Here is a 25,882-nt window from a genome sequence, read left to right on the forward strand (position 1 = left end):
GGTTAACCTACGGTAGCGAGTCGGCCGGTTTTGGCCGCGCGACGCGCCGGTACGTACGAAACGGCTATGGTAATAAGTACTATGATAACTCCGGTAAGCAGTACATCACTCCATATCAGTTTGACGGGGTAGGCATCTACCAGTGAACTAACCATCCCCATAGATACCAGCCCGTACTGCTGCTGAAGCCAGCACAGGCCTATGCCTCCCAGTAAGCCTAAAATAGCTCCCGTGAGCGCTACGATAGCTCCTTCGGCCAGAAATATCCGTCTGACCAGTCCCGGAGTGGCGCCCATGGCATACAGCATGGTTACATCACCTTTCTTCTCAATAGCCAGCATACTCAGCGAGAAGAATATATTGATAGCGGCCACCAGGATAATCATGGACAGCGTAATGGTCACAAACAACTTTTCGACCCGGATCGCCCGCAGCAGATCTGCGTTGAGCGAGTCACGGTCCTGTACTTTAAATTCGGCGCCCAGCGCCTTTTGCAACCGCTGTTGTACACTGCCGGGCGAAGCGTTGGGGCCCAACTGTACTTCGAGAGAAGTACGCTGATTACCATACTGCAGGAGTGACGCCACCAGTGACAGAGGGGCTATGACGTAGTCGTCGTAGCGGCTCTCGATAAAGAAGGTACCACCCGGCCGTACTGATACCTGGTTGAAGGCATCGGGAGACGTCAGGTTTAGGGTCCGGCGGTCGCTGCGGGGGTACCACAGCTCCAGCGGGGTCAGGTAGTCTTCCAGCGATATGAGGAGCGCGTTCCGGACCCCTTCAGATATCACGGCATAAGATGTTCCGTTAGGACCCTTTAATTGAAGAGAGCCTTCGATCAGGGCTGTGTCAAGCTGTTTTCTGTGTTCAAAGGTACTGTCTACTCCTTTGAGGCGTACGATGGTCTGCTGGTCGTGGTAGCGAGCCAGGGCGTTATCTTCGATCACCTGTGTGACGAAGGCTACCCCCTGCACCGACCGGACGGCCATCAACAGCGAATCATCGACCTCAAACCGTCGCCCCTCGCGGGGTGAAATCTTGATGTCCGCGTCAAAGGTTTTAAAAATCTGACGGTTCAGATCCTCCATACCGTTAAATACCGACAGTACCACCACCATAGACATCGTACCCACGCCCACGCCAATCATGGCGATAAGGGCGATAATACTGATGAAGCTACGTTTGTTACGCGACAGGAAGTACCGGCGGGCTATCCGAAAGGGCAGGTTCATATTCCTTCAACGGCTGGATCAAGCGTTTTCGTCTTCGCCAACCTCTTCATCTTCGTCTTCATCAGGAGCCGGAGGTATATCCAGGCCGGCAAACAGGGCATCCATCTTCGCTGCGTACTCGGCGGTATCATCTATAAAGAACTGTAACTCGGGCACGATCCGTAGCTGATGGCGAACTCTTTCGCCCAGTTTCTGACGGATAAACTTGGTGTTTTCCTGAATACCTTCCAATAGGATGCGCTTATTTTTCTCGGGCAGGAAGCTAAGGTACGCCCGGGCTATACCCAGGTCGGGTGTCATCCGTACAGCCGTCACGGTCACAAACGAGCCATTGATCAGATGCCGTGCTTCTTTCTGAAAGATATCACCCAGGTCTTTTTGTATCTGGCGACCTACTTTTTGTTGTCTTTTTGATTCCATTCGTTTTTAATAATAGTATAGGCTGGACGTGGCAGGTTGAGAAGCGATCGAAAAATGAGTAGTCAATAACCAGGTATAGGGGGCTGACCTGATGTCGCTTCTTTAGATAAATTCTAAGCCCAATCCACATCTGTAACCTTATTCTCTTCAATTAATACAAATATCCGTACTTATTTTGTTTTTGTGGGACCCTGAGCCGTAAATTCGTAAAACAATTCGCATATCCTCATTAACCCGAAACTGCCTTGCTGAGTTTTTTTAGAGTTAATGCCGTATATCAGAACATCAGCCTGGTGCTGTTCTTCCTGTTATTGCGGCTACCCTTTGTGTTGACTGATGTTCCTCTGCTGGTGCCGGAGCTGAACTGGATGCTGGTGGGAGAGCAGATGAGCCGGGGCTTTATGCTGTACCGTGATATCTGGGACAACGTGAGTCCTTTTTCGGGATTGGTTTACTGGTCTATTGACACGCTGTTTGGGCGGTCGCAGTGGACCTATCAGATTATTGCGGCGGTACTTTCCATCTTTCAGATTCTCTACTTCAACTACGTTATTCACTCCCGCGAGCTATTCACGGAGCGGAGCTACGTACCGGGGGCTATCTACGCCCTCATGCTGAATATTTCCTTTGATTTGGCTACGCTGTCCCCCATGCTGATGGCGACGACCTTCCTGGTGCTGGCCTTTGGTACCATGGTCAAGACTATTACCCGTCGTCAGGTCACCAACGAGGTGTTCGAGCTGGGGATGTACATCGGGGTGGCTACGCTTTTCTATCTGCCAGCCTCGGTATTTGTGGTCTGGGCTTCGGTATCGCTCTTGTTTTATACCGGTGCTACATTCCGGCACTACCTGCTGGGCTTTTTCGGCTCCGCATTCCCCTTGTTGATGGTGGTCTTATTTTTCTACCTCAATGATGGTATCTATAGTCTTAACCGTAACCTGCTCACCTCGGTATTTCAGGTAAGGCAGTATAACCTAAATGATTTTTCGTCGCTGCTGATCTCACTACTTATTCCACTGGTGGTGGGGGTGATGGGCTTTATGCGGTTGTTTAGTTCGGCCCGCTTTGTCAACTACCAGTCGCGGGTACAGCAGATCATGGCCATCTGGTTTTTTACTTCCATTCTGACCATCCCGCTTATGTCGTACCTGGCGCCGATGCAGTTTGTGATATTTATCCCTCCGGCGGCTTTTTTCGCAACGCACTATTTCCAGAGTTTCAAGAAACAGTGGGCGGCTGAGCTGATATTCCTGGGTGTGATGGGAGGTATCCTGTTGATCCAGTACCAGGGCGTACTCGATCTGGTACCTCAGCTATCGGTAGGGCGGCTGGAAAACCTCCGGACCAAGCAGGCACTGCTCCCGGAAGAGATCAAAGGGAAGCACATACTGGTACTGGGCGAAGACGAAGGCGAGTACATGAATAACTTCTCAGCTACGCCTTACCTCAACTGGGACCTTGCTAGCTATGACCTCGAGAACCTGGATAACTTTGACAGCGTAATCCACGTTTACGACAACTTCCGTCAAGACCCGCCGGAGTACGTGATCGACAAGCAGAATATCATGCCCAAGTTGTTTGAGCGGGTACCGGCACTCAAAAGGCGCTACAAGCCCAGCAAGTGGAAGGGTATCTATGAGAAAGTAGGGTAGTGGGGACATTCACCTAAAAAGCCCACCGAATTGGTTAGGAACCTGTTCGGTGGGCTTTTTTCTTTGGAGCTTACTCCTTCTTAGCAGGCGATCTTGCCGACGCGCGTCTGGTGACGGCCTCCTTCAAACTCTGTATTCAGAAACTTTTCGACGCACTCCAGGGCCTTGTCCAGCTCAATAAAGCGTACGGGCAGGCATATAATGTTGGCGTTGTTATGCTGGCGCGTCAGCTCAGCCAGGACAGGTTCCCACACCAGAGCCGCCCGGATACCCTGGTGCTTATTGGCGGTGATACATACGCCCTGGCCACTGCCACACAGGAGTACTCCCATTTCGAATTCACCGTTTTCTACGGCACTGGCTACCGGATGCGCAAAGTCCGGATAATCAGCTGATTCAGCGCTGTTTGTGCCGTAATCTGTGACCTCGTAGCCGTTGTTAGTAAGCCACTCTTTGATGGGTTCCTTATAAGGAAAACCGGCATGGTCGGCGCCTATGGCAATCTTTTTGCTCATTTTATTGTTAATTATAATTGCCGAATAACTAAAATAGCTACATTGACGTTGTAACTATCCTGCTTACTAGCAAGCGGTGTAAAGTTACGGAGTTGAAATTGTATAATTAAACACATCATTGAATATGAATGAAGAATTGAAAGATCCGGGACCGGCTAACGTAGATATTTCTCTACTTAACCCTACCATTCCGGAAGACGAAGAGCGTATAAAAGAAGCGTTTGAAGACCGTAACTGGAACGAGATCAAGAGTGCTGATTCCTGGGTGGTCTTCAAAGTAATGGCCGAATTCGTGGAAGGCTTTGATAAGCTGGCCAGGATTGGGCCCTGCGTATCGATATTTGGCTCGGCCCGTACCAAGGCTGACAACCCCTACTATACCATTACCGAGGAGATCGCTGCCAAATTGGTACGCCACGGGTACGGTGTTATCACGGGTGGGGGACCGGGTATCATGGAAGCCGGTAACAAAGGAGCTTATGAGCAAGGTGGAAAATCAGTAGGATTGAACATAAAACTACCATTCGAACAGCATAGCAACATCTACATAGACCCCGACAAGAATATCAACTTCGATTTTTTCTTTGTCAGAAAAGTAATGTTTGTAAAGTATTCGCAGGGATTCATCGTGTTGCCTGGTGGATTTGGTACCCTGGATGAACTCTTCGAGGCCCTCACGCTGATCCAGACCAAGAAAATCGGTCGGTTCCCTATTGTAATGGTTGGCCGCAGCTACTGGTCCGGCCTGATTGACTGGATCAAAGAGACCATGATGGAAGGCGAGCGAAATATTAGCCCTGAGGATCTTAAACTGTTTAGCTTGGTAGATACCCCCGATGAGGCGGTTAGGGTTATTGACGAATTCTATTCGAAGTACCTGCTCAAACCCAACTTCTAGTACTATCTCACTCATTCATCGGATGGCCGGCGTGTCATCTGATGAATACTCTTTTTCAGAAGGCCAGATACGGACTAATTTTACTGATTGTCTTCTCATCCAGCACCTTTACCTTCTTCAGATCATCCGCCGACTGGTAGGGGCCGTGCTGCTCACGGTACCTGATGATGACTTCAGCCTGCCGCTTGTTTCTCAGATACGGATGCCGAGTCAGATCTTCGGCTGTGGCGGTGTTAATATTCAGTTTCTGTACATTGGCTTGTATGCGGGCGTAGCGGTGAAGTTCGGCCAGGGCCAGTGAGTCCAGACCATACACTTCGCTGAACTGTGCCGGTGAATGAAATCCGCCCAGCGCATCCCTGAATCGTACTATCCGCAGTGACAAGGCACTGCCAATGCCCCTGAGCCTGATCAGTTGGGAGGTGTCCGTTGTGTTAATATCAAAGGGTACTATGGTGGGTCGTGAGCTGGCTCTGATTTCGGTGGGTAGAGGACTGGCGGGATTTCGCTCGGCGGGAGCCGACGCGCTGGCGCTGGCAGTAGTCGGGAGGGACTCATCCAGTACCAGGTACGGCTCCAGCCGCTGGTACAAGTCATCCGGGAAGTCATAAATGCGGCGGAGGTCCTGCTTCCGTCGAAACTTGCCACCCTTGCGCCGATAGTTGTCGATGCGTCGGGCCAGAAAGAGAGGGATCCCCAGTTCCTGGAGTTGCTCCGTACTGGCCTCATTGGGATTGAAGGCAAAGAGGCGCGCGGGTTTTGAGGTAGTTGCAGTGCCTGGGCTGGTGGTAGGGGCTTCATGTTCCTCAGCGGTTGCAGGTGCAGTCGCCAGGCTAGCCGCTACACTATCCAATGCTATTTGCTGAACAGGCTGTAACGGTTCGGACAGGTACGGGAGTACCCAGTGCCTGAATAGCGTTGGCGTCCAGAGCAGTACCAAACTAAATACAATGAGCAAAAGTGCCCCGCGGGCCTCCTTGGGTGAGATACCAAAAAAATCCTGAATATGGTAAAGAAGGCGGCGCAGCATGATGTGGAAATAAGGTCCTGTTAGGTTACTGTCAGGTAGCAATAGGCGGAGCAGCGGATCTCCTATTAATCACCTGTATGAGGATTGAAAACAAGCGCATGCTCCTGGTTGAACTCCTTATCCTGCTGATAGAGTATGATTTCATCTTCTTCTAATTTGATGATTTGCCAGGTGCCAAAAAAAGCCGGCTTTTGAACTCGATTAATAATCTCTACGCTGTCTCCACCCCGGTAGGTAAACTGGATGTATTCGTAACGAAAAGCTTTGACGGAATCATCCCATGATTTAGAGAGTTCTTCATCTAAATAGGGGCTAACAACTCCTACTTCATAGCATACTCCATATCCATCCGGGCCAAAGCGATAGTAGTTATCCTTAATCCAGTCGGACCAGTAGAGGGCTCCATCGGTTCCATTCCTGACCGTATTTTCATAGGAACTCAGGCTGGCTGGTCGGGAGTAAAAATGAGTTAGAGTCCACTCTCTCCCCTGTGGATTATGCCCGCTTATAATACCATAAAAGTCCAGTTGGGGCGTTACCGGATCGTTCTTCTCCTTGCAGGATATAGATATAGAGGCTGTAAGGAGAAAAAGAATTAGGTAGTTAATATACTTCATCTTGGTCGAATGATTAGTGTGGCTTTGTATTAATGTTTGCTATTTTTTCTTGTAGCAGCTACCCCGAATGCTGCATCCCTAAGACACTAAGTGGATCATCAGGAGCCGGATCAATAACCTATTTCCTTATCTTCATAGAAAATACAACGGCTGGATTTGCTCTGATTTATTCTCAGCTATATCCGTGTTTGCCTTCATAGTCTTCTATTTATACACTATATATCAAAAATACTTAAATCATACACATTACCAAGAATCTCCATAAAATGCCTACTTTTGCGGCTATTCTCTGTCTAGAGTAGGATTTCAAAATACACATTGATATAAATATAGAATAAAGATGAGCCAGGCACCTGCTACCTCACTTCAAGACATTATCAGTCATGCCAAAGAGTATGGCTTTGTTTTTCCTTCCTCAGAAATATACGATGGGTTACAGGCCGTGTATGACTATGGTCAGAATGGCGTAGAGCTGAAAAATAACTTAAAAGCTGTGTGGTGGAAGGCCATGACCCAGCTGAATGACAACATAGTGGGGATAGATGCATCGATATTTATGCACCCACTAACTTGGAAGGCATCGGGCCATGTGGATGGGTTTAATGACCCCATGATCGATAACAAGGACTCCAAGAAACGCTACCGTGCTGACCAACTGCTGGAAGGTAAAGCCGAGGAGTACCGTGAAGCCGGTCAGCCCGAAAAAGCCCAGGAGTTGCTCAATGAAATGGGCCGCCTGCTGGGTGCCGAAGATCTGGCCGGAGTACGTGACCTCATCATTGCCGAAGGCATTAAATGTCAAGTGTCAGGTACTGCCAACTGGACCGACGTACGCCAGTTCAACCTAATGTTCAGTACACAGGTAGGCTCCGTAGCCGAAGATTCCAGCCAGATATACCTGCGTCCCGAAACAGCTCAGGGGATATTTGTTAACTTCCTGAACGTACAGAAGAGCGGCCGGATGAAGGTACCCTTCGGTATTGCCCAGATTGGTAAGGCTTTCCGTAATGAGATTGTAGCCCGTCAGTTTACGTTCCGGATGCGGGAGTTTGAGCAGATGGAGATGCAATTTTTTGTTCGCCCCGGCTCTGAAATGGAGTGGTACAACACCTGGAAAGAGGCTCGTATGAAATTCCACAAGGCGATTGGACTACCGGCCGAAAGCCTCCAGTACCACGACCACGAGAAACTGGCCCACTATGCCAACGCCGCCGTGGATATCGAATATAAATTCCCCTTCGGATTCCGCGAGATCGAAGGTATTCACTCCCGTACTGACTTTGACCTGCGCAACCACCAGGAACTGTCCAAGAAGAAGCAGCAGTACTTTGACTCAGAAATCAACCAGAACTACATACCCTACGTAGTAGAAACTTCCGTAGGAGCTGACCGTCTGTTCCTGGCTACCTTCTGCAACGCTTACACCCGCGAAACGGTAGGAGAAGGCGAAGGACAGAAGGAGCGTGTGTACCTGAAACTACACCCTGCGCTGGCACCGGTGAAGGCTGCCGTACTTCCTCTGGTGAAGAAGGATGGACTGGCCGAGAAAGCTCAGTCGATCGCTCAATCGCTGAAGTCATCGTTCAGGACGGTATATGATGATAACGCCGCTATCGGTAAGCGCTACACCCGTCAGGACCTGATCGGTACGCCGTACTGTATTGCCGTTGACTACCAGACTATGGAAGACGACACCGTTACCATCCGTCACCGCGATTCGATGGAGCAGGAGCGGGTACATATCAGTGAGCTGAAAGATAAGATAGGATATGAAGTAGCTATGGAGCGTATCCTGGAAGTTATCTGATCCTTACAGTGTTACTAATAAAAGAGCGACTACCTACGGGTAGTCGCTCTTTTGCATTTATCTATATATAAATCAACTGTAATACTACTCAGCCTTCACATTGATACGCTGAATAGCCAGATCGTTAAGCTTCTCGTCAGTATCTTTTTCTTCTTCGAGCGTCTGAGTCAACAGTTTAGCTGCCTCACTATGACCCAATTCTTTTGCGTAGTGGCTGGCAGTACCGTAGCCAGCTATTTCATAGTGTTCTACGCGCTGGGCTTCGGCGATCAGGCCGGCGTCCATTACCTCAGGAGAGGCATCTTCTTTCAGGAAAGATTGAGCTTCTTTGATGATACCTTCCATGGCCTTGCACTTCTCTCCCTGAATTTTGATATCCAGTAGCTGAGCTATTTTTTCCAGTCGCTCTTTTTGCTTCTTGGTTTGCTCCAGGTGCATCTGGAAAGCCTTCTTCAATTTGTCGTTTGAAGCTTTCTCTTGCATAAGAGGCAGAGCTTCAATGATTTGACTCTCTGCGCTGTAAAGGTCTTGTAGCTGGTGTTCCAGCAGATCATTCAAATTTTTCAGTTTGCCTGACATAACTTAGTTGGTTTAAGGTTTATTATTTAATGTTTTGTAAATCAGGGAGCCATAAGAAAAGACTCCCTGATTTGTGGACGCGATCACTACTAAACTAATCTTTCACTCATGCGCCCACTTCGTAACTAATAGTTAAAAGAGTATGCCATAAGACCTGACCAAGTCTAAATTAATAGGAAATAATACCAAAAAGTGGGCATACTTGACCCAGAGAAGCTTTAAAGGAGAATATCTTGTAACCGCAGATGTCTAATCTGCAGCAGCGGAGAGAGAAAGACGTGGGTAATCATCCACAACTGGGTGAAAATTGACAACAGCCACACCGTATAAAAAAAGCGTCAGTTGGCTAAAGAGGCCTCAGAGCATAATTTAACAAAGATTTAACGTATAGTACCGGAAGAACAGACGTCTATTCTTCCGGCTAATTGCAGGGAGTTATTCTTTAAAAAAGACCCGCTTGACCCGCTCGCTTACGCCGGTCAGGAGCTCGTACGGGATGGTGCCGATACGGGAAGCAAGGTCAATCAGAGGGAGCTCTTTCCCAAATACAACTACTTCGTCGCCTTCTTCGGCGGTGGCGTGAGTAAGATCCACCATGGTCATGTCCATACATACATTTCCTATAGTAGGGCAGAGGGTACCGTTCACCCACACGTGGCCCACGCCATTGCCCAGGCGCCGGTCGTAGCCGTCAGCATAGCCCATGGCTAGGGTACCCAGTACAGTGTCCTGGGTCAGGCGTCCGCGCCGGCTGTATCCTACGGTCTCACTGGCCTTGATCTTTTTGATCTGAGAGATTACTGTCTTCATGGTACCTACCGACTGCAGGAAGCGCTGCTCCTGTCCGGTGGCTTCCACACCGTACAACCCGATCCCAACCCGTACCATATCCAGCCGGAACTCGGGGAAGCGTACTATACCGGCCGAGTTAAGGATGTGCTTGATGACCTTTCGGCCCAGTACCTCTTCGATCCGGGTAACACCTTCTATAAAGCGCTGGTACTGCAGCCGCGAGAATGGGTTATGTTCCCCCTCGTCGGCACCCACCAAGTGGCTGAATACACTCGCTACCCGCAGGGATGGATTGGCCTGTAGCTGAGCCAGGAGGCCCTCAAGTTCCTCTTCCATAAATCCCAGCCGGTGCATACCTGTATCTAGCTTGACATGTACCGCCGGAGCCTGACTACTATCGGAACGCTGGCGGAGGTAGTCGAGCCAATCGGTCAGGATGCGCTGGCTGTATAGCTCAGGTTCTAGGTTATACTCCAATAGGGTATCGAAGGTAGGGCGGGAGGGATTCATGACCATGATCGGTAGCGTGATTCCACTCTGCCTCAGGCTTACTCCCTCGTCGGCGTAGGCGACAGCCAGGTAGTCGACCCGGTGAAACTGCAGCAGGTTAGCCACTTCGGCACTACCACTACCGTAGGCAAAGGCCTTCACCATCACCATTACCTTGGTTTGGCGGCCTACTTTGGCGCGGTAGTAGTTGAGGTTATGAGTAAGAGCGTCCAGATTGATCTCCAGTACCGTGGCGTGTACTTTCTGCTGAAGACGATTGACGATCTGCTCAAAAGAGAAAGTTCGGGCCCCTTTGACAAGTACTACACTTTCGGTAAGAGAGGGGAAAGAAAACTCCTTCAGAAAAGAAGCGGTATCCGCATAAAACTCCGTTTGCGACAGCTGCTGAAACAGGCTTTGATTCTGCTGTAGTTTAGGTCCGATACCAATTAGTCGCTGCACGCCTTTTTCCTGCAGAAGCTGAGCAATCTGTCCATACAGTTCTTCTTCGGGCTGTCCCGTCTGCAGTACATCCGACAGAATTACTGCTTTCTGGTGGCGGTGCTCCTGCTGAGCCAGGAAGTGAAGCGCCATCGTAAGGCCCTGCAGGTCATTGTTGTAGGTATCGTCGATGACGTAGCAGCGATTGATACCTTCCTTGATTTCAAGGCGCATCGAAACTGACCGTATCCGCTGGATGCGCTCCCGGATGACCTCCGCCGCCATACCCAGGTCCAGCAGGAATACCAGGCAGTGAATGAGGTTTTCGAGTGAAGCATCATCGCGGAAATGGGTTGTAAAGCTATGCTCGCCCAGCGCACCCGATAGCCGAATCTGCACTCCTTGTGTACCGGGCGTAAGCTGTACCTGTACATCGGCCTCGGTATGGGTAGCCCATGTCAGTGTCTGCAGGTGCCGGTTAACGGGGGAGAGGATCAGCCGTACCTCTTCCTCAATGGCGGTATAGTCCTTTCGGTAGATTAATTTATCAGCCTTGGTAAACAGGCGGAGCTTTTCGGTGATCTTCTGTTTCTGACTCCGGAATCCCTCATCATGCGCAGATCCTATGTTGGTAAATATTCCAATAGTAGGCTGGATGATGGGCTGTAAGTACTCCATCTCGTGCGGACGCGAGATACCTGCTTCGAACACCGCAATCGTATGTTTTTCGTTGAGTGCCCATACTGACAGGGGTACCCCCACCTGCGAGTTATAGCTCTTGGGACTGGCTACTACGTAGTGGTCGGGGGTTAGCAGCTGAGCCAGCCACTCCTTCACGATGGTTTTGCCATTGCTGCCCGTAACGCCTACGACCGGTAGGTCGTACTGTGCCCGATGCCGGGCCGCTAGGTGTTGCAGTGCCCGCAGGGAATTAGGGACTGCCCATACCGTCGCGTCGGTCCAGCCTGCTATCTCTGCCTTAAGGTCGGTAGGTAAGGCATCCTGCTCTACCACAAACTCCCGTACACCACGCTGGTACAGGTCCGCCAGGAAGCGGTGACCATCGTGTCGTTCTCCACGGATGGCAAAGAAAAGGGTTTGTTCTGGGAAACTCAGCTGACGGCTGTCGGTGAGCAGGTACGAAGCTGAGGTAGTGATCTGCGAAGGAGTAGTTTCAACAAGACTCATAGGATGTAATACTTTGCCGGCAAAGGTAGATATTTCCTTAGCCCGCTACATCCATTTTCGCCACTTAAAGTAGATTATAAGTGCAATGGTCACTACAATCATGATCCCCCACACCACAAAGTACCCGTAGCGGGTAGTGAGCTCCGGCATGAACTCAAAGTTCATACCGTATACCCCTACAATAAAGGTCAGGGGCATAAATATGGCCGAAAAGATCGTCAGCGTTTTCATGACCGAGTTCATGCGATTGCTGAGCGTCGACAGGTGTACGTCCACTAAGCTGGCCAGAAGTTCGCGGTAAGAATCAATGGTATCAATAACCTGCATGATGTGATCGTGCAGGTCACGCAGGTAAGGCGATACGTCGCGGGTAATGAGTGGATTATCATCCCGCATGAGCTGAACGATGATTTCGCGCAGGGGCCATACCACCCGTCTGAATAGGGTCAGCTCCCTTTTTAGCGAATACAGATCAGCCAGGGAGAGATTCTGATTGCCACTAATAACTTCCTCCTCCATCAGGTCCAATTCTTCACCCATCTTTTCCAGGATCAGAAAGTAGTTGTCCACGATGATATCCATGAGGGCGTACAGCAGGTAGTCAGCTCCGTAGCGGCGGGTTTTACCCACAGAGGCTTTTAACCGATCAATAACGGGTACGAATATATCCCCCGTGCGCTCTTCCTGAAACGAGATCAGAGCTCTTTCACCCAGTACAAAACTCACATGCTCGGCGTTGAGGCAAAAAGGTTTTTCTTCTTCAATATGGAGCATTTTGAGCGTCATGAACAGCCGGCCCCCGTCGTCGTAGTACTCGAGCTTGGGCTTTTGCTCCGTATTCATAATATCCTCGAGCAGGAGGGGGTGCAGGCGAAAAAGCTGCCCTAACTGACCAATTACGTGGCTTTCGTGGATACCGTCTACATCAATCCAGGTAACATGGGGCTCTTTGACGTGAGAGTCAGGTGTACAGGCGGCAACGCTTTTAACTATCTCTTCCCGGTGAAAACGCTCACTATAATCAACCCGCTTGATCTGGGTTTTGAGTTCAACGTCAGGCCCAACGTAGGTAAGGGTACCCGGTGAGGTCAGCAGATTTTTCTTATTGGGTCGATGACGGCGTTTTGACATTAACGAATCTTTATTTTGTATGGCTTGAAAAGGATTTCAGGTAAAATCTCTTAACTATGCGATCCCTAATTTTTAGCGTTTCACTCATCCTCTATGAAAAAAATAATTTGCGCCGTTTTGGGCGTATGTATGTCATTGTCCATGACCGGATGTGCCACTCTTTTTGGCGGTTCTATCACCCAGTGTCAGCGTAGTAAGCCACAAGCGGGGCAGCCACAGCGTGAGATCAGAGTAGAAGCCCTCATCCTGGATATTGTATTGTTCTGGCCAGGTGCGATAGTGGACTTTGCGACCGGAGCTATCTATAGACCTTGCGTTAGCCCTAATATGCCCCGAAAGTTATCTCACAACAGCAAACCGGTAAACCTATCGGCAGTGGAAGAGACACAGGTCAATCCATAAGTAAAAGAAACAGTGCTTATCTGGTAAGATTGCCACTCACCCGAGGATGAGTGGCAATCTTTATAACCGGTCATCATCTTTCATATGATACACCAGTACGGGTATATGGGTATCAAGAATGAGCTTCTTTGTCACGCTGGGATTCGTAATATAGGCCTCTATGAATGTCCGCTCCCGCGACGACACGATCAGTAAGTCGGCTCCTACTTCATCACAGTAAGCTTCGATGCCGCCTCTGACCGAATCAGACTCCCGGATAACAAAGCTTTCATCGGGTACTCCAAATACAGACTGGATTTCTTCCATGTACTGGTGGTCGGGCTGTATGTTGGGTTGTACCGCTCCCCGAATTTTCAGGAAGGTGAGTTGGGCGCCCCAGTGCTCTACATTCCGCATCACTTTCCGCAGGATATTAATTTCATCGTGCTCTAGCTGCGTGGCGTATACAACTTTGCGCAGGGATTTAGGCTCGGTCTGGGGAGGGATGATCATGACCGGACAAGGAGCGTCCAGGGCTATTTTGGTAGTACTGCTGCCAACGAGCTTGTCCAGAAAGCCACCGGTGCCGGTGCGGCCCATGACTACCATATCCGGGCGGTACTCTTCAATGGCATCGAATACTGCCGGATGGATTCCTCCGACAGCCCAGATTCCTTCGGCCTGATAGCCTTCATTCCGGGCCCGGGCCACGTAGTCTTCTAGTCGGTTACGAAATGCCTCTTCTGTGCCGTTCTCAATCGGTAGCGCACCTACCCCCGCCGGTACGGTAGCATCCGGAATATAAGGCTGGTAGGAGTGCAGGATGATGAGTTGGGTGTCAGCCTGGCTGCCCATTAGTTTGGCAGCGGCCAGCGCCCGGTCGGCATTTTCAGAGAAATCAATGGGAACAAGGATTTTTTTCATGGATTGGATGAGTGTATGTTCTGAGCATCAAGTTAAGGTTATTAACCAGGGAATGACTAGTTGCCTCTTTTGAAATAGCAAAAATTATTATGCCAGTAACATACCCTCAGACTTTCAATCCGGGCTTTACTCCTTCTATACGAGCTTTGGGATATCAGTTTGATGAGTACCTTTATGAAGATCAGTTGTACTTACTCGGCTGACTTTACAAAGGCTATATTCCGTTTTAATCCTTCCAGTTTGGTGCGTTTAACAGGCGAGCGTCGGAATATTTCCCGGAATACCTCTTCGGTTATTTCTTCCCAATCCTTGTTGGTAAGTTCTGCAAGCTGAGCCGGTGGATTGAATTCGGAAGTTCGGTGTGGCCGCGCAAACCGGTTCCACGGACATACATCCTGACAGATGTCACAGCCAAACACCCAGTTGCCAAATTTACCGCGTACCTCGTCAGGTATGGCCTCTTTCAGCTCAATCGTAAAATAGCTGATGCACTTGCTGCCATCAACTACGTAGGGCTCTACGATGGCATCAGTAGGGCAGGCATCTACACAGCGGGTACAGGTACCACAGTAGTCTTTGACCGGACCATCCGGTGCCAGCTCTACATCCAGTATGAGTTCACCGATAAAGAAAAAGCTTCCCAGGTCGCGGTTGAGGAGGTTGGTGTGCTTACCGATCCAGCCCAGACCACTCCGGGCGGCCCAGGCCTTGTCCATGACGGGCGCTGAGTCTACAAAGGCCCGGCCATCGACTTCACCTATTTCTTCCCTAAGGGCATCCAGCAAGGCTTTGAGCTTGTCTTTCAGTACATAGTGGTAGTCAGTGCCGTAGGCGTACTTTGAAATCTTATAATCTTCTTCGGTAGTAGGGAGTGATTGCTCGGGGTAGTAGTTAAGCAGTACAGTCACGACCGACCGGGCGCCATCCACCAGCTTGCGGGGATCGAGGCGCTTGTCGAAGTGGTTGGCCATCCAGGCCATCTGACCGTGGTAGTTGCGCGTAAGCCATTCATCCAGCCGGGGCGCTTCCTCTTCCAGAAATTCCGCCTTAGAAATGCCACAAAAGTCAAAACCGAGTTCGATGGCTTTGGCTTTAAGGAACTTACTGCGCTGCTGACTGATTATATCTTGAGTAGTCATATCACAAAATTACGAAGCAACTGGGCCTTTTAGTGCCAAGATGTCAGTATTTGTGAGCTGGCAAAGTAATTTAGCACAATACTTGCTGAATATAAGCAACCAAAGTATAAGTCAATTATGTCCGAAAATAAGCAGAACAACCAGGAAACTCACGCCGAAGAACCCGAAATGGAAAAAGTGACTGACAACGAGGCGGAGGAGCAAGCTACCGTCGAAGCTCAGGAGAAAGATCCTGTGGAGGAGCTGAGAATTGAACTAGCAGAATTGAAAGATAAATATATACGGCTGTATGCCGACTTTGAAAACTTCCGTCGTCGTACCGCTAAGGAAAAACTGGAGCTTATTGCCAACGCCAACGCTGACCTGATGCGGTCGATTCTGCCGGTGGTGGATGATTTTGAGCGGGCTAAGCAGTCGTTCGAAACCACAACCGAAGTAGAGCCTCTTAAAGAAGGAGTTGATCTGATTCATAACAAGCTGTACAAGATGCTCGAAAGCAAAGGTCTGAAACCAATGGATGCCAAAGGTCAGCCTTTTGATGCTGAGCTGCACGAGTCAGTGACGCAGTTTCCGGCACCAACCGAAGACTTGAAAGGCAAGGTAGTAGACGAGATCGAGAAAGGATACTACCTCAACGATAAGGTACTACGGTACGCCAAAGTAGTAATTGGAGCTTAGAAACCCTCTTCCTCCGAACGGAGGAACAAATCATAAAAAACCATAACTTTTGACTGGAGCAGTCAATTGGGGACTGAAAAAAATGGCACAGAAAAGAGATTACTACGAAATACTTGGGGTAGACCGGGGAGCATCGGCTGACGAAATCAAGAAGTCATACCGGAAGCTGGCCATCAAGTACCATCCCGACAAAAATCCGGACGACCCTTCTGCCGAAGACAAGTTCAAGGAGGCGGCTGAGGCCTACAGTATCCTGAGCGACGAAGACAAGCGTCGTCGTTACGATCAGTTCGGTCATGCCGGAGTGGGTAGTAACGGAGGCGGTGGAGGTGCCTACGGAGCCGGTGGATTCACCATGGACGATATATTCTCCCAGTTTGGTGATATTTTCGGTGGTGAAGGAAGTCCTTTCGGAGATATCTTTGGCGGAGGCGGTGGACGCCGGGTACGCCGGGGCTCTGACCTGCGGATTAAGCTGAAGCTGGACCTGCAGGAGGTAGCCAACGGAGTCGAGAAGAAGATAAAAGTGAAGCGCCATGTCTCGTGTAATACCTGTGGCGGTAATGGTGCCAAACATGGTACAGCACTTAGTACCTGTACGACCTGTAATGGTAGTGGCCAGGTACGCAAGGTAGTTAACACCATGCTGGGCCAAATGGTCTCATCCAATACCTGCCCGACCTGTAACGGCGATGGCAAAATCATCAGCGAGCGCTGCGAAGTGTGTGCGGGTGAAGGACGTCAGCTACAGGACGACCTGATCGCGCTCAACATACCGGGTGGTGTAGCCGATGGTATGCAACTATCCATGTCAGGTAAAGGTAACGTACCGCCACGCGGGGGTGTGGCCGGCGACCTGCTCATCGTGATCGAGGAGGAGGAAGACGAGCACCTGAAGCGTGATGGCAACAACGTGGTATTTGATATGCACCTGAGCTTTGTGGATGCGGCGCTGGGTACCTCCATGGAAATCCCAACCATCGATGGCAAAGCACGTATTACGGTAGAGCCGGGTACCCAGGCGGGTAAGATCCTGCGCCTGAAAGGCAAAGGGATCAAAGACCTCAATGGCTACGGTAAGGGTGATCAGCTGGTGCACGTTAATGTATGGACGCCTCAACAGCTTTCATCCGACGAGCGGGCTACCCTTGAGAAGCTACGCAACTCGCCGAACTTCCAGCCCAAGCCAGGTAAGAATGAGAAAGGCTTCTTTGATAAGATGAAAGACTTCTTCCATTGATCAGTATCATAGATTTAGATTAGTAGCAGAAATAAACAGAGAGCCCCGACAGCACATGCTGTCGGGGCTCTCTGTTTATTTCAGTAGTTTATTAACTACTGACCCATTACGTTAAAGCCCGCGATGTGCTTCTGGAATATAGCGTCGTACTTGGTAGCGGCCTCAGTCTGGTTGGACTCGCGGCAGGCAGCCACAATGGTCTGCAGAATGTACAGATCGATGTTGGCGTCACGCTGGTTGACTGCACCATACTTCTTCACAAACTCCAGGTTTTCGTCAGAACGACGTGCCATGGTATCCGCGATCTCAAGAGCCTGCTTGTTGCTACCCATCTGGAAGAGTGGGCGGATAAAATTAGCTGAGATCTGGTCATACGGGATGCTCTTATCCGGCATAACCGTCAGGGCTCTTTCCATTGCTTTACGGGCTTCTTCTACCTTGTTTTCAGAAAGTAGCTGACCTACCAGGCGCAGGAACGAAATACGGGCCGTGAAGATCGGCGACCCCAGGTACGTATTGTCATAGTATACATCCGGGTTGTTGAGCTCACGCCAGAACATCTTGTCCATTATGGTCTTGTACATAATGTCGGAGTTGACGTATCCATCGGTAGCACCGGGTACCCGTACCGGCAACAGGCGGAAGGCGTAACCCTCCAGCTGCATGTACTCTTTCAGGTTGAGGTAGTTGGAGCCGGCCAGAGTCGACGAGAAGTATATAGGACGCTTCCAGTCGTTGGTCGCAATGATATCCAGCATGATCAGGTCTGACTTGTACAGGTCACGGTTACCGATGGTCCAGCTGATCGAGTCGCTCAGGAAGGGAGCAAAGTCGCTCTTGATGATATTCATCTTACGCACCTCCTCCGTATTAACAGGCAGGAACAGCACCGACGAAGGCAGGATCGAAGTCATGTCGCCACTGGTAAGAGGTACCTGGATGGCTTTGTTCTCCTGCTTCACGAGGTTCATGTACTCCTTCAGGTTAATACCGCCTTTTACGCCGGGTATCTCATAGAAAGGTACGATGTCATTCTTACCAAAGGCGTAGTTGTTAGCTTCTAGCGAAATCGGCAGCGCTTCTGATTCGTAAGTACGGCGCTTCATCTGGTTGATGTACCAGTCGGTACCCAACAGACTCAGGTTACACACCCGTACGTCGGTCCGGAAGCCTTCTACCTCCTGTACGTACCAGAGTGGGAAAGTATCGTTATCCCCACCCGTAAATAAGATGGCATTGGGAGCGCAGGAGTTGAGCAGGTTCCGGGCAAAGTCTACGGAGTGGTAGCGGTTGCTGCGGTCGTGGTTGTCCCAGCCCTTGAAGCCCATCATAATCGGTACCGCCAGACCAAGCGCGGCGGCTACGGCTGAGCGGGAGGTGGAGTTCTTGAGGAATGCCGCCATACCTTCGGCAATGGCAATCACCCCGAAGCCTATCCACATACAGAAGATATAGAACGAACCTACGTAGATATAGTCACGTTCGCGTGGCTCCACCGGTGGGGAGTTAAGATATACAACCAGCGCTACACCCGTGAGCAGGAACAGCAGACCCAATACCAGCAGGTCACGGCGGTTGCGGAAGTACTGGATAACAATGCCCAGCAGACCCAGTATAAAGGGCAGCATGAAGAAGTTGTCGTGGGCTTTGTTGTTAGAAATCGTTGAAGGATAGTCCTTGGCCACATCCCACGGCAGCAGGTTACCGGCACCTTCTTCGTCGCTTTCACGACCTACAAAGTTCCAGAGGAAATAGCGCCAGTACATATGTCCGATCTGGTACGACAGCATAAAGCCTACGTTATCAGCCATGGTCGGTTTCTGCCCTTCGGCCAGGCCAGTCATATCCCGGTAGAGCTGCGGGTGGCTTCCCTGGGTACTGTACATACGTGGCAATAGTACATTGGCATTAGGCTCATACTCGTACTCCGGCTTATAGTCGTACACAACGTACTTGCCATTCTGACGACGGTACATAGGCTCGCCGCGTTTCTGACTGACAGGACGTGACACAAATGTAGGACCGTACAACAGCGGACGGCTGCCGTACTGCTCGCGCTTAAGGTACGATACAAAGCTTAGTACATCCTCAGGGCTGTTTTCGTTAATAGGCGGGTTATAGTTGGCCCGTACCAGTACCATCAGGTAGCTCGAGTACCCGATCAGTACGAAGGTCAGGGAGAGCAGGCCTACGTTCAGAATCGTTTTGTTATTTTTTTCCGAGTAGCGAATACCCCATACCAGAGCTCCCAGGAACAGAATCACAAAGAATATGACACCTGAAGTATAAGGAAGTCCCAGGGTGTTGACAAAGAAGATCTCAAACTTACCCGCCATACTAGGCAAGCCGGGTATTATACCTGAGTTGATAATAGCGAGTACTACCAGTCCGGCGCCAAACGCCAGGATACCACCAAAAACACTGATATTTTTGTACTTCTTGAAGTAGTACACCAGGGCTAGTGCCGGCAGTGTAACGAGGTTGAGCAAGTGGACACCGATCGAAAGACCTACCAGATAAGCAATAAAGATCAGCCAGCGGTTTTCGGCGGCGGCATCTTCAATACGCTCCCACTTGAATACGGCCCAGATTACAATAGCCGTAAAGAATGATGACAAACCGTATACTTCGGCTTCTACGGCCGAGAACCAGAAGGAGTCAGACCAGGTATAAGCCAGAGCTCCTACTACACCCGAGCCCAGCAACAGAATAGTATCAGCGGTGGTAAGGGCTTCGTCGGATCTGCCCAGAAGCTTACGACCCAGCAGTGTGATGGTCCAAAAAAGAAAAAGAATGGTAAAAGCACTACTTACCACCGATACCATATTGACCCAGAAGGCTACACTATCCAGATCACCAAAAGATAACATTGAAAATAGCCGTCCGATCATCAGGAAGAAAGGAGCCCCCGGTGGGTGGGGTACCTGCAGCTTGAAAGCACAGGCAATAAACTCACCACAGTCCCAGAAGCTAGCCGTAGGCTCGACGGTAATGGAATAAGTAAGTAAGGCAATCGCAAATACAATCCAACCGGTTAGGTTGTTGTAACGAGTGAATTGGGTCATGTAAAATTGGTTTACAGTTTACAATGGCTGATCAAATAGAGGTGGATGTGACCGCATACGCAAGCGTCTACTATGACAGCCGGTTCAAAATTAGCAAAATAACCTCAACCATCCCTTTCGGAATGTCTTAAAAAGTGTTAAACAAGGGGTAGGGGCGGGTAGCATACAAAAAGACCCGCCTCAGCGGCGGGTCTTTTTGTATAGAAAAATAGTGGCCTGGATTATCCCCGGTAGAATACCCACTTGGCCAGCTCCTTGTACGATACCTTCTTGCCGTACATCAGGATACCGATCCGGTAGATACGGGCCGCCAGCCAGGTGGTACCCATAAAGCCCAGTACCAGCAGCACCATCGAAAGGGCTATCTGCCAGCCGGGGACGCCGAAGGGAATCCGTACCATCATGATGATGGGCGAGGTAAAGGGTATGATGGAGGTCCAGAAGGCCAGGCTACCGTCGGGGTCGCGGAGAACAAACTGGGCGAATACAAATGAGAAGATAATAGGCAACGTAATAGGGAGCATAAACTGCTGCGTATCGGCATCGTTGTCTACGGCTGCCCCTACCGCCCCAAAGAGGGCACTGTACAGCAGGTAGCCTCCCAGGAAGTAGAACAGAAAGCAGGAGATGATCAGGGGCAGGTTCAGGCTGTTGACCGCAGATAGTACCTCTGATACCGGATTTGCGGGACCTGAGTTAGCTTTTAAGGCTGAGGCAGGCATATTCTTGTTAAGATCATTGAATTGCTGCTCGATCTGCTGGGGATCTTTGGGGAGCTGGTCACCCAGCATGGCACCGGCTACCGAGGTAAGGGCTACCGTCAGGAGTATCCACAGCACAAACTGCGTCAGACCTACCAGCGCTACCCCGATGATCTTACCCATCATAAGCTGGAAAGGCTTCACCGACGAGATGATTACCTCTACGATCCGACTGGTTTTTTCTTCGGTGACACCCCGCATGACTTGCGTACCGTACACAAATACGGAGATATAGATCAGGAACGCGCAGATACCCCCGATGGCGGTGGCAGCGCCCGAGCTACTGCTTTTTTCTCCTTCTTCGCTAAGGCTGATGGTCTGGGAGTCGACATTGATGCGTGAGTCTTCCAGTACCCGGCGAGTAATACCCGCTTCTGTCAGCTTGATACTCTCTATCTGCTTTTCAATGGTTTTCTCGATGTCTGACTGCAGCTCAAGGCTCACGTTCTTGGGGGCGTAAATCTTGACTGTTTTGGGATTTTCCATGACATCCTCCGGGATGTACACCAGCGCCGTGGACTTGGTAGCTTTGAGGCTGGCCTTGGCCGAATCCAGCGACATGGTGAGGTACTGGAAGTTAATGGTCTTGGAGTTCTGGAACTGACCGGTAAACAGACCACTCTGGTCGAGTACCTGTACGGTCTTGGATTCGACGGAGCCCACCGCTACCCAGATCACGGTAGCATAAAAACCGACAAACAGGAGCGGGGCCAGGAAGGTCATGATCAGGAAGGATTTCTTCTTGACCCTGACCATGTATTCACGTTTAAGAACGAGTAGTATATTTTTCATGTGTAGGTTGCGGTATGCTTTAGGCTATATGCTGTAAGCTTTATTTTGTATTCATGACCCTGATTAGGTGACTGCTATGCTTAGAGTACTCATAGACTCTGAACTCATAAACTCTTTATCACGCTTCGGGAATTTCATTGACGGCCCGTACAAACACATCATTCATGGTCGGGATGTTTTCGCCGAAGGCACGGACTTCTACCTGGTTGATCAGGTCCCGTAACAACTGATTGGAGTTGACGCCTTCGGGGAGCTGAATATCAGAACGGTGAAAACCGGGTTCTACTTCACGGGTAGCGCTCACGGCATATTGCTCCGCCAGTCCATTAAGTATACCCATATATTCGACATAATAGGTATTAGTCTTGAACTGTTCCTTAATCTGATTCTTAGGCCCGTCAAGTACTTTCTTGGACCTGTGAATAAGGGCTATGTAGTCACAGAGTTCTTCTACGGTCTCCATGCGGTGCGTCGAGAATATCACCGTACTGCCTTTCTGGCGCAATTCCAGTATCTCGTCCCGGATCAGGTTGGCATTGATGGGGTCAAAGCCCGAGAAAGGCTCATCCAGGATGATCAGGTCGGGCTCGTGCAGGACCGTCGATACAAACTGTACCTTCTGCTGCATCCCCTTTGAGAGATCCGAAACATTCTTGTCCCACCAGGTCTTGATATCGAACTTGATAAACCAGCTTTTCAGCTTTTCCATGGCCTGCTTTTCCGACAGGCCTTTGAGCTGGGCCAGGTACAGGAGCTGGTCACCTACCTTCATCTTTTTGTAAAGACCGCGCTCTTCCGGCAGGTACCCGATCCGCTCGATATGCCGCTCACTGAGGGGCTTGCCGTCAAATAGAACGTGGCCGCTGTCGGGGCCGGTAATCTGGTTAATAATCCGGATCAGGGAGGTTTTGCCGGCACCATTCGGTCCCAGAAGTCCGAAGATGGAGCCCTTTGGAATCGAAATACTCACATCGTCAAGGGCTCGGTGGTTTGCGTATTCCTTTACGATGTTGTGCGTTTCAAGAATGTTCATACGATAACAGTAGGGGGTGTGTGAGTAATGTACGCAGATACCCCACATTTATATATAGCAGGAAGGGGTACTTTTCAAAATTGCAAAGAAGCGTCACCTTACACAACTTTTACCGGATAAATAATCCCCCCAAAGGATGAATGGCTTAAAAGAGGACTGAGTGGCCTAATGGAGCGACAGTAGCCTGAACAGGTACTTGCGGCGATTGGTATATAAAGCCTTGCTGGTGAAAAAACACCAGCAAAAGCTAAGGTGAATTACTTAATCACCCTTCCCTGGTCATCATACTCCCATTGTTTCACTATCCTTCCCTGAGTGTCATACTCCCTGTAAGTACCCCAGTTTTTCCCATCTAGTGTATAACTAATGCCTTTAATCTGTCCATTCTTGTGATAGAACACGTGCTTTACTTTTTTTATTGATGACTCGTAACTATCCTCATTGCAGACATACCAGTTTTGGTAATCTCCGGTATAGTGCTGGAAGAGTAGCACGTTTCCTTCCCGGTCGAATACCTGAACGATCATTGGTTTGTATCCAACTCCTACTTTAATGAAATAGATGGATGTATCAACTCGCACACCATTCAGGTAAGTAGCTTCGGTTTCCACAGCACCGTCGTCGTAGTACCAGTACGACTTTCCATGTAGCTTACCATTGAGGTAGTTGGTTTTTCCATAGAGTGACCCGTCCGGGAAGAAGTATTCAGCAGTACCATGTAGCTGACCTTGCAGATAGGGAGCTATTCTTTCAATGCTACCGCTTGAGTACAGGGTCGTATCTGTCCCGGGTACTAATTTCAAAGCTTCTTGTGTTTTCTGAAAAAAGGTATCCAGGAATGTAAGCTCTTTAAATCCTCTCTGAAACTGCCAATCCCGAAATCCTCTTTCATCTTTGTACCGTACTGTTCGCCCGCAGAGCCCTACAAAAGGCTTTCTTTTATAGTAATTCCCAAAAATGACCCATTCCTGTCCTTCGTTCATTCCAAAGTCGCAGGAAGTCCAGGTTCCAAACTTTTTGTTGCCTCCAGCTACGACGATCTCTGAAACTCGATCACCTTTATAATGCGTCAGCTCCTCCACTACGATAGCATAGTAGTAGGTCTTGTTGGTAGTTCTCAGATCCTCAGCCTTTGCGGGAATAATCTCTTTTATCCTGACTAAGGCGATATAGTCATTCTGTTCAATATCCTGTTGGGAGAGTTCTCCTTGATCATCACAATCACAAGCCAAGCTGTAGCTGGACAAAAATATCAATAGTATGACTGAAAGTAGACGCATGATATTTCAAGGGTTGACTATTCTCTACATGATAAAGCACTTGCCGGTGCCGCTTAAACAAACTTTCGGAGGCTCATCATGTACCCCAGGTGTATACCTTCGTGGTAGTTGTTAAATTCAAGAGCATCTTTGAGCGAACCAAGATGAAATCCAGTTACTGTCATTCTTTCGTTGTACGTGACAAACTTCCCACTCTTTAACTCTTCCTCCGTCTGCTCTATAAGGGAAGTTAACAGAGATTTCAGCTCATTTATCTCAGTCGGTGATACAGGTGCAGTAGGCTTAGTGCCGGGTTTATAGAGGTCAACCAGGCTATCAGATATATTCATAGGCAGATTAGAGCCTCTGTATATCAGGGACTGCTGGGCCACTATGACATGCCCGATGTTCCAGATGAGGGTGTTGTTAAAGCCATCCGGTATTTTGTTCAGTTGCTCGGCTGTGTAGTTGTTAATAAAATCCAGGTAGATAGTCCTGCTGGTTTTCCAGGCTTTTAATACTGCTTCCATTGGTTAGTTAGTTCAGACGGTTTGTAGAAAGGTTGTCCATAAAAAATAGGGGCAGGTGCCAAATTTTTGAACTGAGCTGGTAGAGAGCCTTACATAATCTTCTGCCATTGCCCCCTGGCTAGCTCTTCGTTTCTATCAGGTACCCAAACTTCCGGTAGGTTACGTACAGAATAAGCACCCAGAGGAGTACAATGGCGGTGGCTGCTATCCAGTTATTCTTTTTTAGTTGTTCGGGATGGACCAGTACTTGTTGCCTGGCCTCGTTCAGCACCACCGGCGGAATAAGCTTAATGGAGAGCAGAATAAGGAGCGGGACGATGACCAGGTCGTCGAGGAGCCCGATGACAGGGATGAAGTCAGGGATCAGATCGATGGGGCTTAGTAGATAGCCGACGGTGAGCCCAATAACTAACTTAGCGATCAGTGGGGTGCGGGAGTCTGTGTAGGCAAGCAGCAGTACCTGAATTTCCTTTTTTAACTCGCGTACCTTCTGCTTTAAGTTTTTTATAAAATTCACGTTACTTTCCGGATGGTGGATCCTGGTAATCAGTGCGTGTCCTTTTGCAGAGCCGGGATGCCCATTAGTCAGCCAGGACTACACCAGAACAAGCTGGTGCGAAAAGGGGTCGGGCGCAGTAGCAGCACCCGCCCGAACCCCTGGTGGCTCAGGAGTACTTGCTCCGGATCTGGAATAAGACCCAGAAGCCAATAGCACCACCGATGAGCAGGCTCAGAATGTTGAGCTGGATGAGGCTGCCGAGCAGATTGAGCAGCAGGGCGTAGTACAGGATGCGCCAACCCTGAATCCGGCGGTTACGAAGTGGTGAAAATGCCAGCAGGTACATGACAAGTACCAGAGCAGTAAGTACCATCCCCACCCAGAATACGGCCGAACTGCCATAAGGCATAAAAGGAATTGCGGCGGTACCAATGCCCAGGGCGGTCAGGATACCCAATAGACCAAGGATTGCTCCTACTAGCATAAGGTAAGGGCCGTACTTAACCAGAAACTCTTTGACTTCGTCCGGAAAGTCCGGGAATTTGCCCAGAAAGATAGGCTCCAGTTCCTTTTCGAGAAGCAGTTTTTGTTCCATGAGGGATGTAGGGTTTAGTGTATGAAAAGAGTGGTTTGGGTTTGTAAGCTACAGTATTAATAGCAGATTGTCAATAGATTAAGCTGGTGGATATATTGAGTGGAAACAGGTAGGATAGGAGCCGGATTAGAGACTATAATGGATATTTGTCCGTTTATGGCTATGTTTAGTGGTACGTACAGCTACGATTAT

Annotated in this window: 23 protein-coding genes; 6 read left to right on the forward strand and 17 right to left on the reverse strand. The window is 49.6% G+C overall.

Going from position 1 to position 25,882, the window contains the following annotated elements; all coding sequences use genetic code 11:
* Nucleotides 1-2: 2 nt before the first annotated feature.
* On the reverse strand, nt 3-1,232 hold the full coding sequence (locus JUB14_RS11750; RefSeq protein WP_207506238.1) for an ABC transporter permease: 1,230 nt from the start codon (nt 1,230-1,232) through the stop codon (nt 3-5).
* 18 nt (nt 1,233-1,250) lie between these two features.
* Nucleotides 1,251-1,652 (reverse strand): 30S ribosome-binding factor RbfA, encoded by a 402-nt coding sequence (rbfA, locus tag JUB14_RS11755; protein WP_207506239.1) that lies wholly within the window; start codon nt 1,650-1,652, stop codon nt 1,251-1,253.
* A 245-nt stretch (nt 1,653-1,897) separates the two neighbouring features.
* Here rbfA and JUB14_RS11760 point away from each other — a divergent pair, with 245 nt between their 5' ends.
* Nucleotides 1,898-3,307 (forward strand): hypothetical protein, encoded by a 1,410-nt coding sequence (locus JUB14_RS11760; RefSeq protein ID WP_207506241.1) that lies wholly within the window; start codon nt 1,898-1,900, stop codon nt 3,305-3,307.
* An 80-nt stretch (nt 3,308-3,387) separates the two neighbouring features.
* Here the strand turns inward: JUB14_RS11760 and rpiB are convergent, their stop codons facing one another.
* A complete protein-coding gene (gene rpiB, locus JUB14_RS11765) occupies nt 3,388-3,822 on the reverse strand; it encodes a ribose 5-phosphate isomerase B (RefSeq protein WP_207506242.1) in 435 nt (144 codons plus the stop codon).
* A 124-nt stretch (nt 3,823-3,946) separates the two neighbouring features.
* Between rpiB and JUB14_RS11770 the strand changes: the two genes are divergently transcribed.
* Complete coding sequence (locus JUB14_RS11770) at nt 3,947-4,720, forward strand: LOG family protein (RefSeq protein WP_207506243.1); 774 nt, start codon at nt 3,947-3,949, stop codon at nt 4,718-4,720.
* 55 nt (nt 4,721-4,775) lie between these two features.
* Here the strand turns inward: JUB14_RS11770 and JUB14_RS11775 are convergent, their stop codons facing one another.
* Complete coding sequence (locus tag JUB14_RS11775; protein WP_207506244.1) at nt 4,776-5,750, reverse strand: ComEA family DNA-binding protein; 975 nt, start codon at nt 5,748-5,750, stop codon at nt 4,776-4,778.
* Between the two features lie 65 nt (nt 5,751-5,815).
* A complete protein-coding gene (locus JUB14_RS11780; RefSeq protein ID WP_207506245.1) occupies nt 5,816-6,367 on the reverse strand; it encodes a hypothetical protein in 552 nt (183 codons plus the stop codon).
* 340 nt (nt 6,368-6,707) lie between these two features.
* Here JUB14_RS11780 and JUB14_RS11785 point away from each other — a divergent pair, with 340 nt between their 5' ends.
* Complete coding sequence (locus JUB14_RS11785; RefSeq protein WP_207506246.1) at nt 6,708-8,174, forward strand: glycine--tRNA ligase; 1,467 nt, start codon at nt 6,708-6,710, stop codon at nt 8,172-8,174.
* Nucleotides 8,175-8,258: 84 nt separating this feature from the next.
* On the opposite strand, the gene JUB14_RS11790 is transcribed toward JUB14_RS11785, so the two are convergent.
* The 3 genes from JUB14_RS11790 to corA all read right to left on the reverse strand — a co-directional run bounded on the left by JUB14_RS11790 (nt 8,259) and on the right by corA (nt 12,794).
* Nucleotides 8,259-8,753 carry a YciE/YciF ferroxidase family protein gene (locus tag JUB14_RS11790; RefSeq protein ID WP_207506247.1) on the reverse strand — a complete coding sequence of 165 codons (495 nt, stop codon included), beginning with the start codon at nt 8,751-8,753 and terminating at the stop codon, nt 8,259-8,261.
* Between the two features lie 435 nt (nt 8,754-9,188).
* Nucleotides 9,189-11,663 carry a bifunctional UDP-N-acetylmuramoyl-tripeptide:D-alanyl-D-alanine ligase/alanine racemase gene (locus JUB14_RS11795; protein ID WP_207506249.1) on the reverse strand — a complete coding sequence of 825 codons (2,475 nt, stop codon included), beginning with the start codon at nt 11,661-11,663 and terminating at the stop codon, nt 9,189-9,191.
* Nucleotides 11,664-11,708: 45 nt separating this feature from the next.
* The gene (gene corA / locus JUB14_RS11800) at nt 11,709-12,794 is read right to left on the reverse strand and encodes a magnesium/cobalt transporter CorA (RefSeq protein ID WP_207506251.1); all 1,086 of its coding nucleotides are present in this window, start codon (nt 12,792-12,794) and stop codon (nt 11,709-11,711) included.
* A 93-nt stretch (nt 12,795-12,887) separates the two neighbouring features.
* Between corA and JUB14_RS11805 the strand changes: the two genes are divergently transcribed.
* Complete coding sequence (locus JUB14_RS11805; RefSeq protein WP_207506253.1) at nt 12,888-13,196, forward strand: hypothetical protein; 309 nt, start codon at nt 12,888-12,890, stop codon at nt 13,194-13,196.
* Nucleotides 13,197-13,256: 60 nt separating this feature from the next.
* Here JUB14_RS11805 and JUB14_RS11810 read toward each other — a convergent pair whose 3' ends face one another.
* Together JUB14_RS11810 and queG are read right to left on the reverse strand one after the other, a co-directional pair.
* The gene (locus tag JUB14_RS11810; RefSeq protein ID WP_207506255.1) at nt 13,257-14,099 is read right to left on the reverse strand and encodes a universal stress protein; all 843 of its coding nucleotides are present in this window, start codon (nt 14,097-14,099) and stop codon (nt 13,257-13,259) included.
* A 191-nt stretch (nt 14,100-14,290) separates the two neighbouring features.
* On the reverse strand, nt 14,291-15,238 hold the full coding sequence (gene queG / locus JUB14_RS11815) for a tRNA epoxyqueuosine(34) reductase QueG (RefSeq protein ID WP_207506257.1): 948 nt from the start codon (nt 15,236-15,238) through the stop codon (nt 14,291-14,293).
* A 117-nt stretch (nt 15,239-15,355) separates the two neighbouring features.
* Between queG and JUB14_RS11820 the strand changes: the two genes are divergently transcribed.
* Nucleotides 15,356-15,916, forward strand: a complete 561-nt coding sequence (locus JUB14_RS11820; RefSeq protein WP_207506259.1) for a nucleotide exchange factor GrpE — start codon at nt 15,356-15,358, stop codon at nt 15,914-15,916.
* Between the two features lie 82 nt (nt 15,917-15,998).
* Complete coding sequence (dnaJ, locus tag JUB14_RS11825; protein WP_207506261.1) at nt 15,999-17,156, forward strand: molecular chaperone DnaJ; 1,158 nt, start codon at nt 15,999-16,001, stop codon at nt 17,154-17,156.
* A gap of 95 nt (nt 17,157-17,251) precedes the next feature.
* On the opposite strand, the gene JUB14_RS11830 is transcribed toward dnaJ, so the two are convergent.
* From JUB14_RS11830 to JUB14_RS11860, 7 genes are all read right to left on the reverse strand, one after another.
* Nucleotides 17,252-20,221: a glycosyltransferase family 117 protein gene (locus JUB14_RS11830; RefSeq protein ID WP_207506263.1), complete on the reverse strand. Its 2,970-nt coding sequence runs from the start codon at nt 20,219-20,221 to the stop codon at nt 17,252-17,254.
* Between the two features lie 221 nt (nt 20,222-20,442).
* On the reverse strand, nt 20,443-21,774 hold the full coding sequence (locus JUB14_RS11835; RefSeq protein WP_207506265.1) for an ABC transporter permease: 1,332 nt from the start codon (nt 21,772-21,774) through the stop codon (nt 20,443-20,445).
* A gap of 118 nt (nt 21,775-21,892) precedes the next feature.
* Nucleotides 21,893-22,807, reverse strand: a complete 915-nt coding sequence (locus JUB14_RS11840; RefSeq protein WP_207506267.1) for an ABC transporter ATP-binding protein — start codon at nt 22,805-22,807, stop codon at nt 21,893-21,895.
* A 257-nt stretch (nt 22,808-23,064) separates the two neighbouring features.
* The gene (locus JUB14_RS11845) at nt 23,065-24,087 is read right to left on the reverse strand and encodes a hypothetical protein (protein WP_207506269.1); all 1,023 of its coding nucleotides are present in this window, start codon (nt 24,085-24,087) and stop codon (nt 23,065-23,067) included.
* A gap of 53 nt (nt 24,088-24,140) precedes the next feature.
* A complete protein-coding gene (locus JUB14_RS11850; protein ID WP_207506271.1) occupies nt 24,141-24,596 on the reverse strand; it encodes a DinB family protein in 456 nt (151 codons plus the stop codon).
* Nucleotides 24,597-24,714: 118 nt separating this feature from the next.
* Entirely contained in the window at nt 24,715-25,113 is a 399-nt protein-coding gene (locus JUB14_RS11855) for a YkvA family protein (protein ID WP_207506272.1), read from the reverse strand.
* A gap of 148 nt (nt 25,114-25,261) precedes the next feature.
* Nucleotides 25,262-25,690, reverse strand: coding sequence for a hypothetical protein (locus tag JUB14_RS11860; protein ID WP_207506273.1), 429 nt, complete (start codon nt 25,688-25,690; stop codon nt 25,262-25,264).
* Between the last annotated feature and the right edge of the window lie 192 nt (nt 25,691-25,882).

Origin of the sequence: Telluribacter humicola (assembly GCF_017355935.1) — a bacterium.
GTDB lineage: Bacteria > Bacteroidota > Bacteroidia > Cytophagales > Spirosomataceae > Telluribacter > Telluribacter humicola.

Bases quoted from the DNA above. Each gene is read 5' to 3' on its own strand.
- JUB14_RS11750 (WP_207506238.1), bottom strand. From the start codon at position 1,232: ATGAACCTGCCCTTTCGGATAGCCCGCCGGTACTTCCTGTCGCGTAAC.
- rbfA (WP_207506239.1), bottom strand. From the start codon at position 1,652: ATGGAATCAAAAAGACAACAAAAAGTAGGTCGCCAGATACAAAAAGAC.
- rpiB (WP_207506242.1), bottom strand. From the start codon at position 3,822: ATGAGCAAAAAGATTGCCATAGGCGCCGACCATGCCGGTTTTCCTTAT.
- JUB14_RS11770 (WP_207506243.1), top strand. From the start codon at position 3,947: ATGAATGAAGAATTGAAAGATCCGGGACCGGCTAACGTAGATATTTCT.
- JUB14_RS11775 (WP_207506244.1), bottom strand. From the start codon at position 5,750: ATGCTGCGCCGCCTTCTTTACCATATTCAGGATTTTTTTGGTATCTCA.
- JUB14_RS11780 (WP_207506245.1), bottom strand. From the start codon at position 6,367: ATGAAGTATATTAACTACCTAATTCTTTTTCTCCTTACAGCCTCTATA.
- JUB14_RS11785 (WP_207506246.1), top strand. From the start codon at position 6,708: ATGAGCCAGGCACCTGCTACCTCACTTCAAGACATTATCAGTCATGCC.
- JUB14_RS11790 (WP_207506247.1), bottom strand. From the start codon at position 8,753: ATGTCAGGCAAACTGAAAAATTTGAATGATCTGCTGGAACACCAGCTA.
- JUB14_RS11795 (WP_207506249.1), bottom strand. From the start codon at position 11,663: ATGAGTCTTGTTGAAACTACTCCTTCGCAGATCACTACCTCAGCTTCG.
- corA (WP_207506251.1), bottom strand. From the start codon at position 12,794: ATGTCAAAACGCCGTCATCGACCCAATAAGAAAAATCTGCTGACCTCA.
- JUB14_RS11805 (WP_207506253.1), top strand. From the start codon at position 12,888: ATGAAAAAAATAATTTGCGCCGTTTTGGGCGTATGTATGTCATTGTCC.
- JUB14_RS11810 (WP_207506255.1), bottom strand. From the start codon at position 14,099: ATGAAAAAAATCCTTGTTCCCATTGATTTCTCTGAAAATGCCGACCGG.
- queG (WP_207506257.1), bottom strand. From the start codon at position 15,238: ATGACTACTCAAGATATAATCAGTCAGCAGCGCAGTAAGTTCCTTAAA.
- JUB14_RS11820 (WP_207506259.1), top strand. From the start codon at position 15,356: ATGTCCGAAAATAAGCAGAACAACCAGGAAACTCACGCCGAAGAACCC.
- dnaJ (WP_207506261.1), top strand. From the start codon at position 15,999: ATGGCACAGAAAAGAGATTACTACGAAATACTTGGGGTAGACCGGGGA.
- JUB14_RS11830 (WP_207506263.1), bottom strand. From the start codon at position 20,221: ATGACCCAATTCACTCGTTACAACAACCTAACCGGTTGGATTGTATTT.
- JUB14_RS11835 (WP_207506265.1), bottom strand. From the start codon at position 21,774: ATGAAAAATATACTACTCGTTCTTAAACGTGAATACATGGTCAGGGTC.
- JUB14_RS11840 (WP_207506267.1), bottom strand. From the start codon at position 22,807: ATGAACATTCTTGAAACGCACAACATCGTAAAGGAATACGCAAACCAC.
- JUB14_RS11845 (WP_207506269.1), bottom strand. From the start codon at position 24,087: ATGCGTCTACTTTCAGTCATACTATTGATATTTTTGTCCAGCTACAGC.
- JUB14_RS11850 (WP_207506271.1), bottom strand. From the start codon at position 24,596: ATGGAAGCAGTATTAAAAGCCTGGAAAACCAGCAGGACTATCTACCTG.
- JUB14_RS11860 (WP_207506273.1), bottom strand. From the start codon at position 25,690: ATGGAACAAAAACTGCTTCTCGAAAAGGAACTGGAGCCTATCTTTCTG.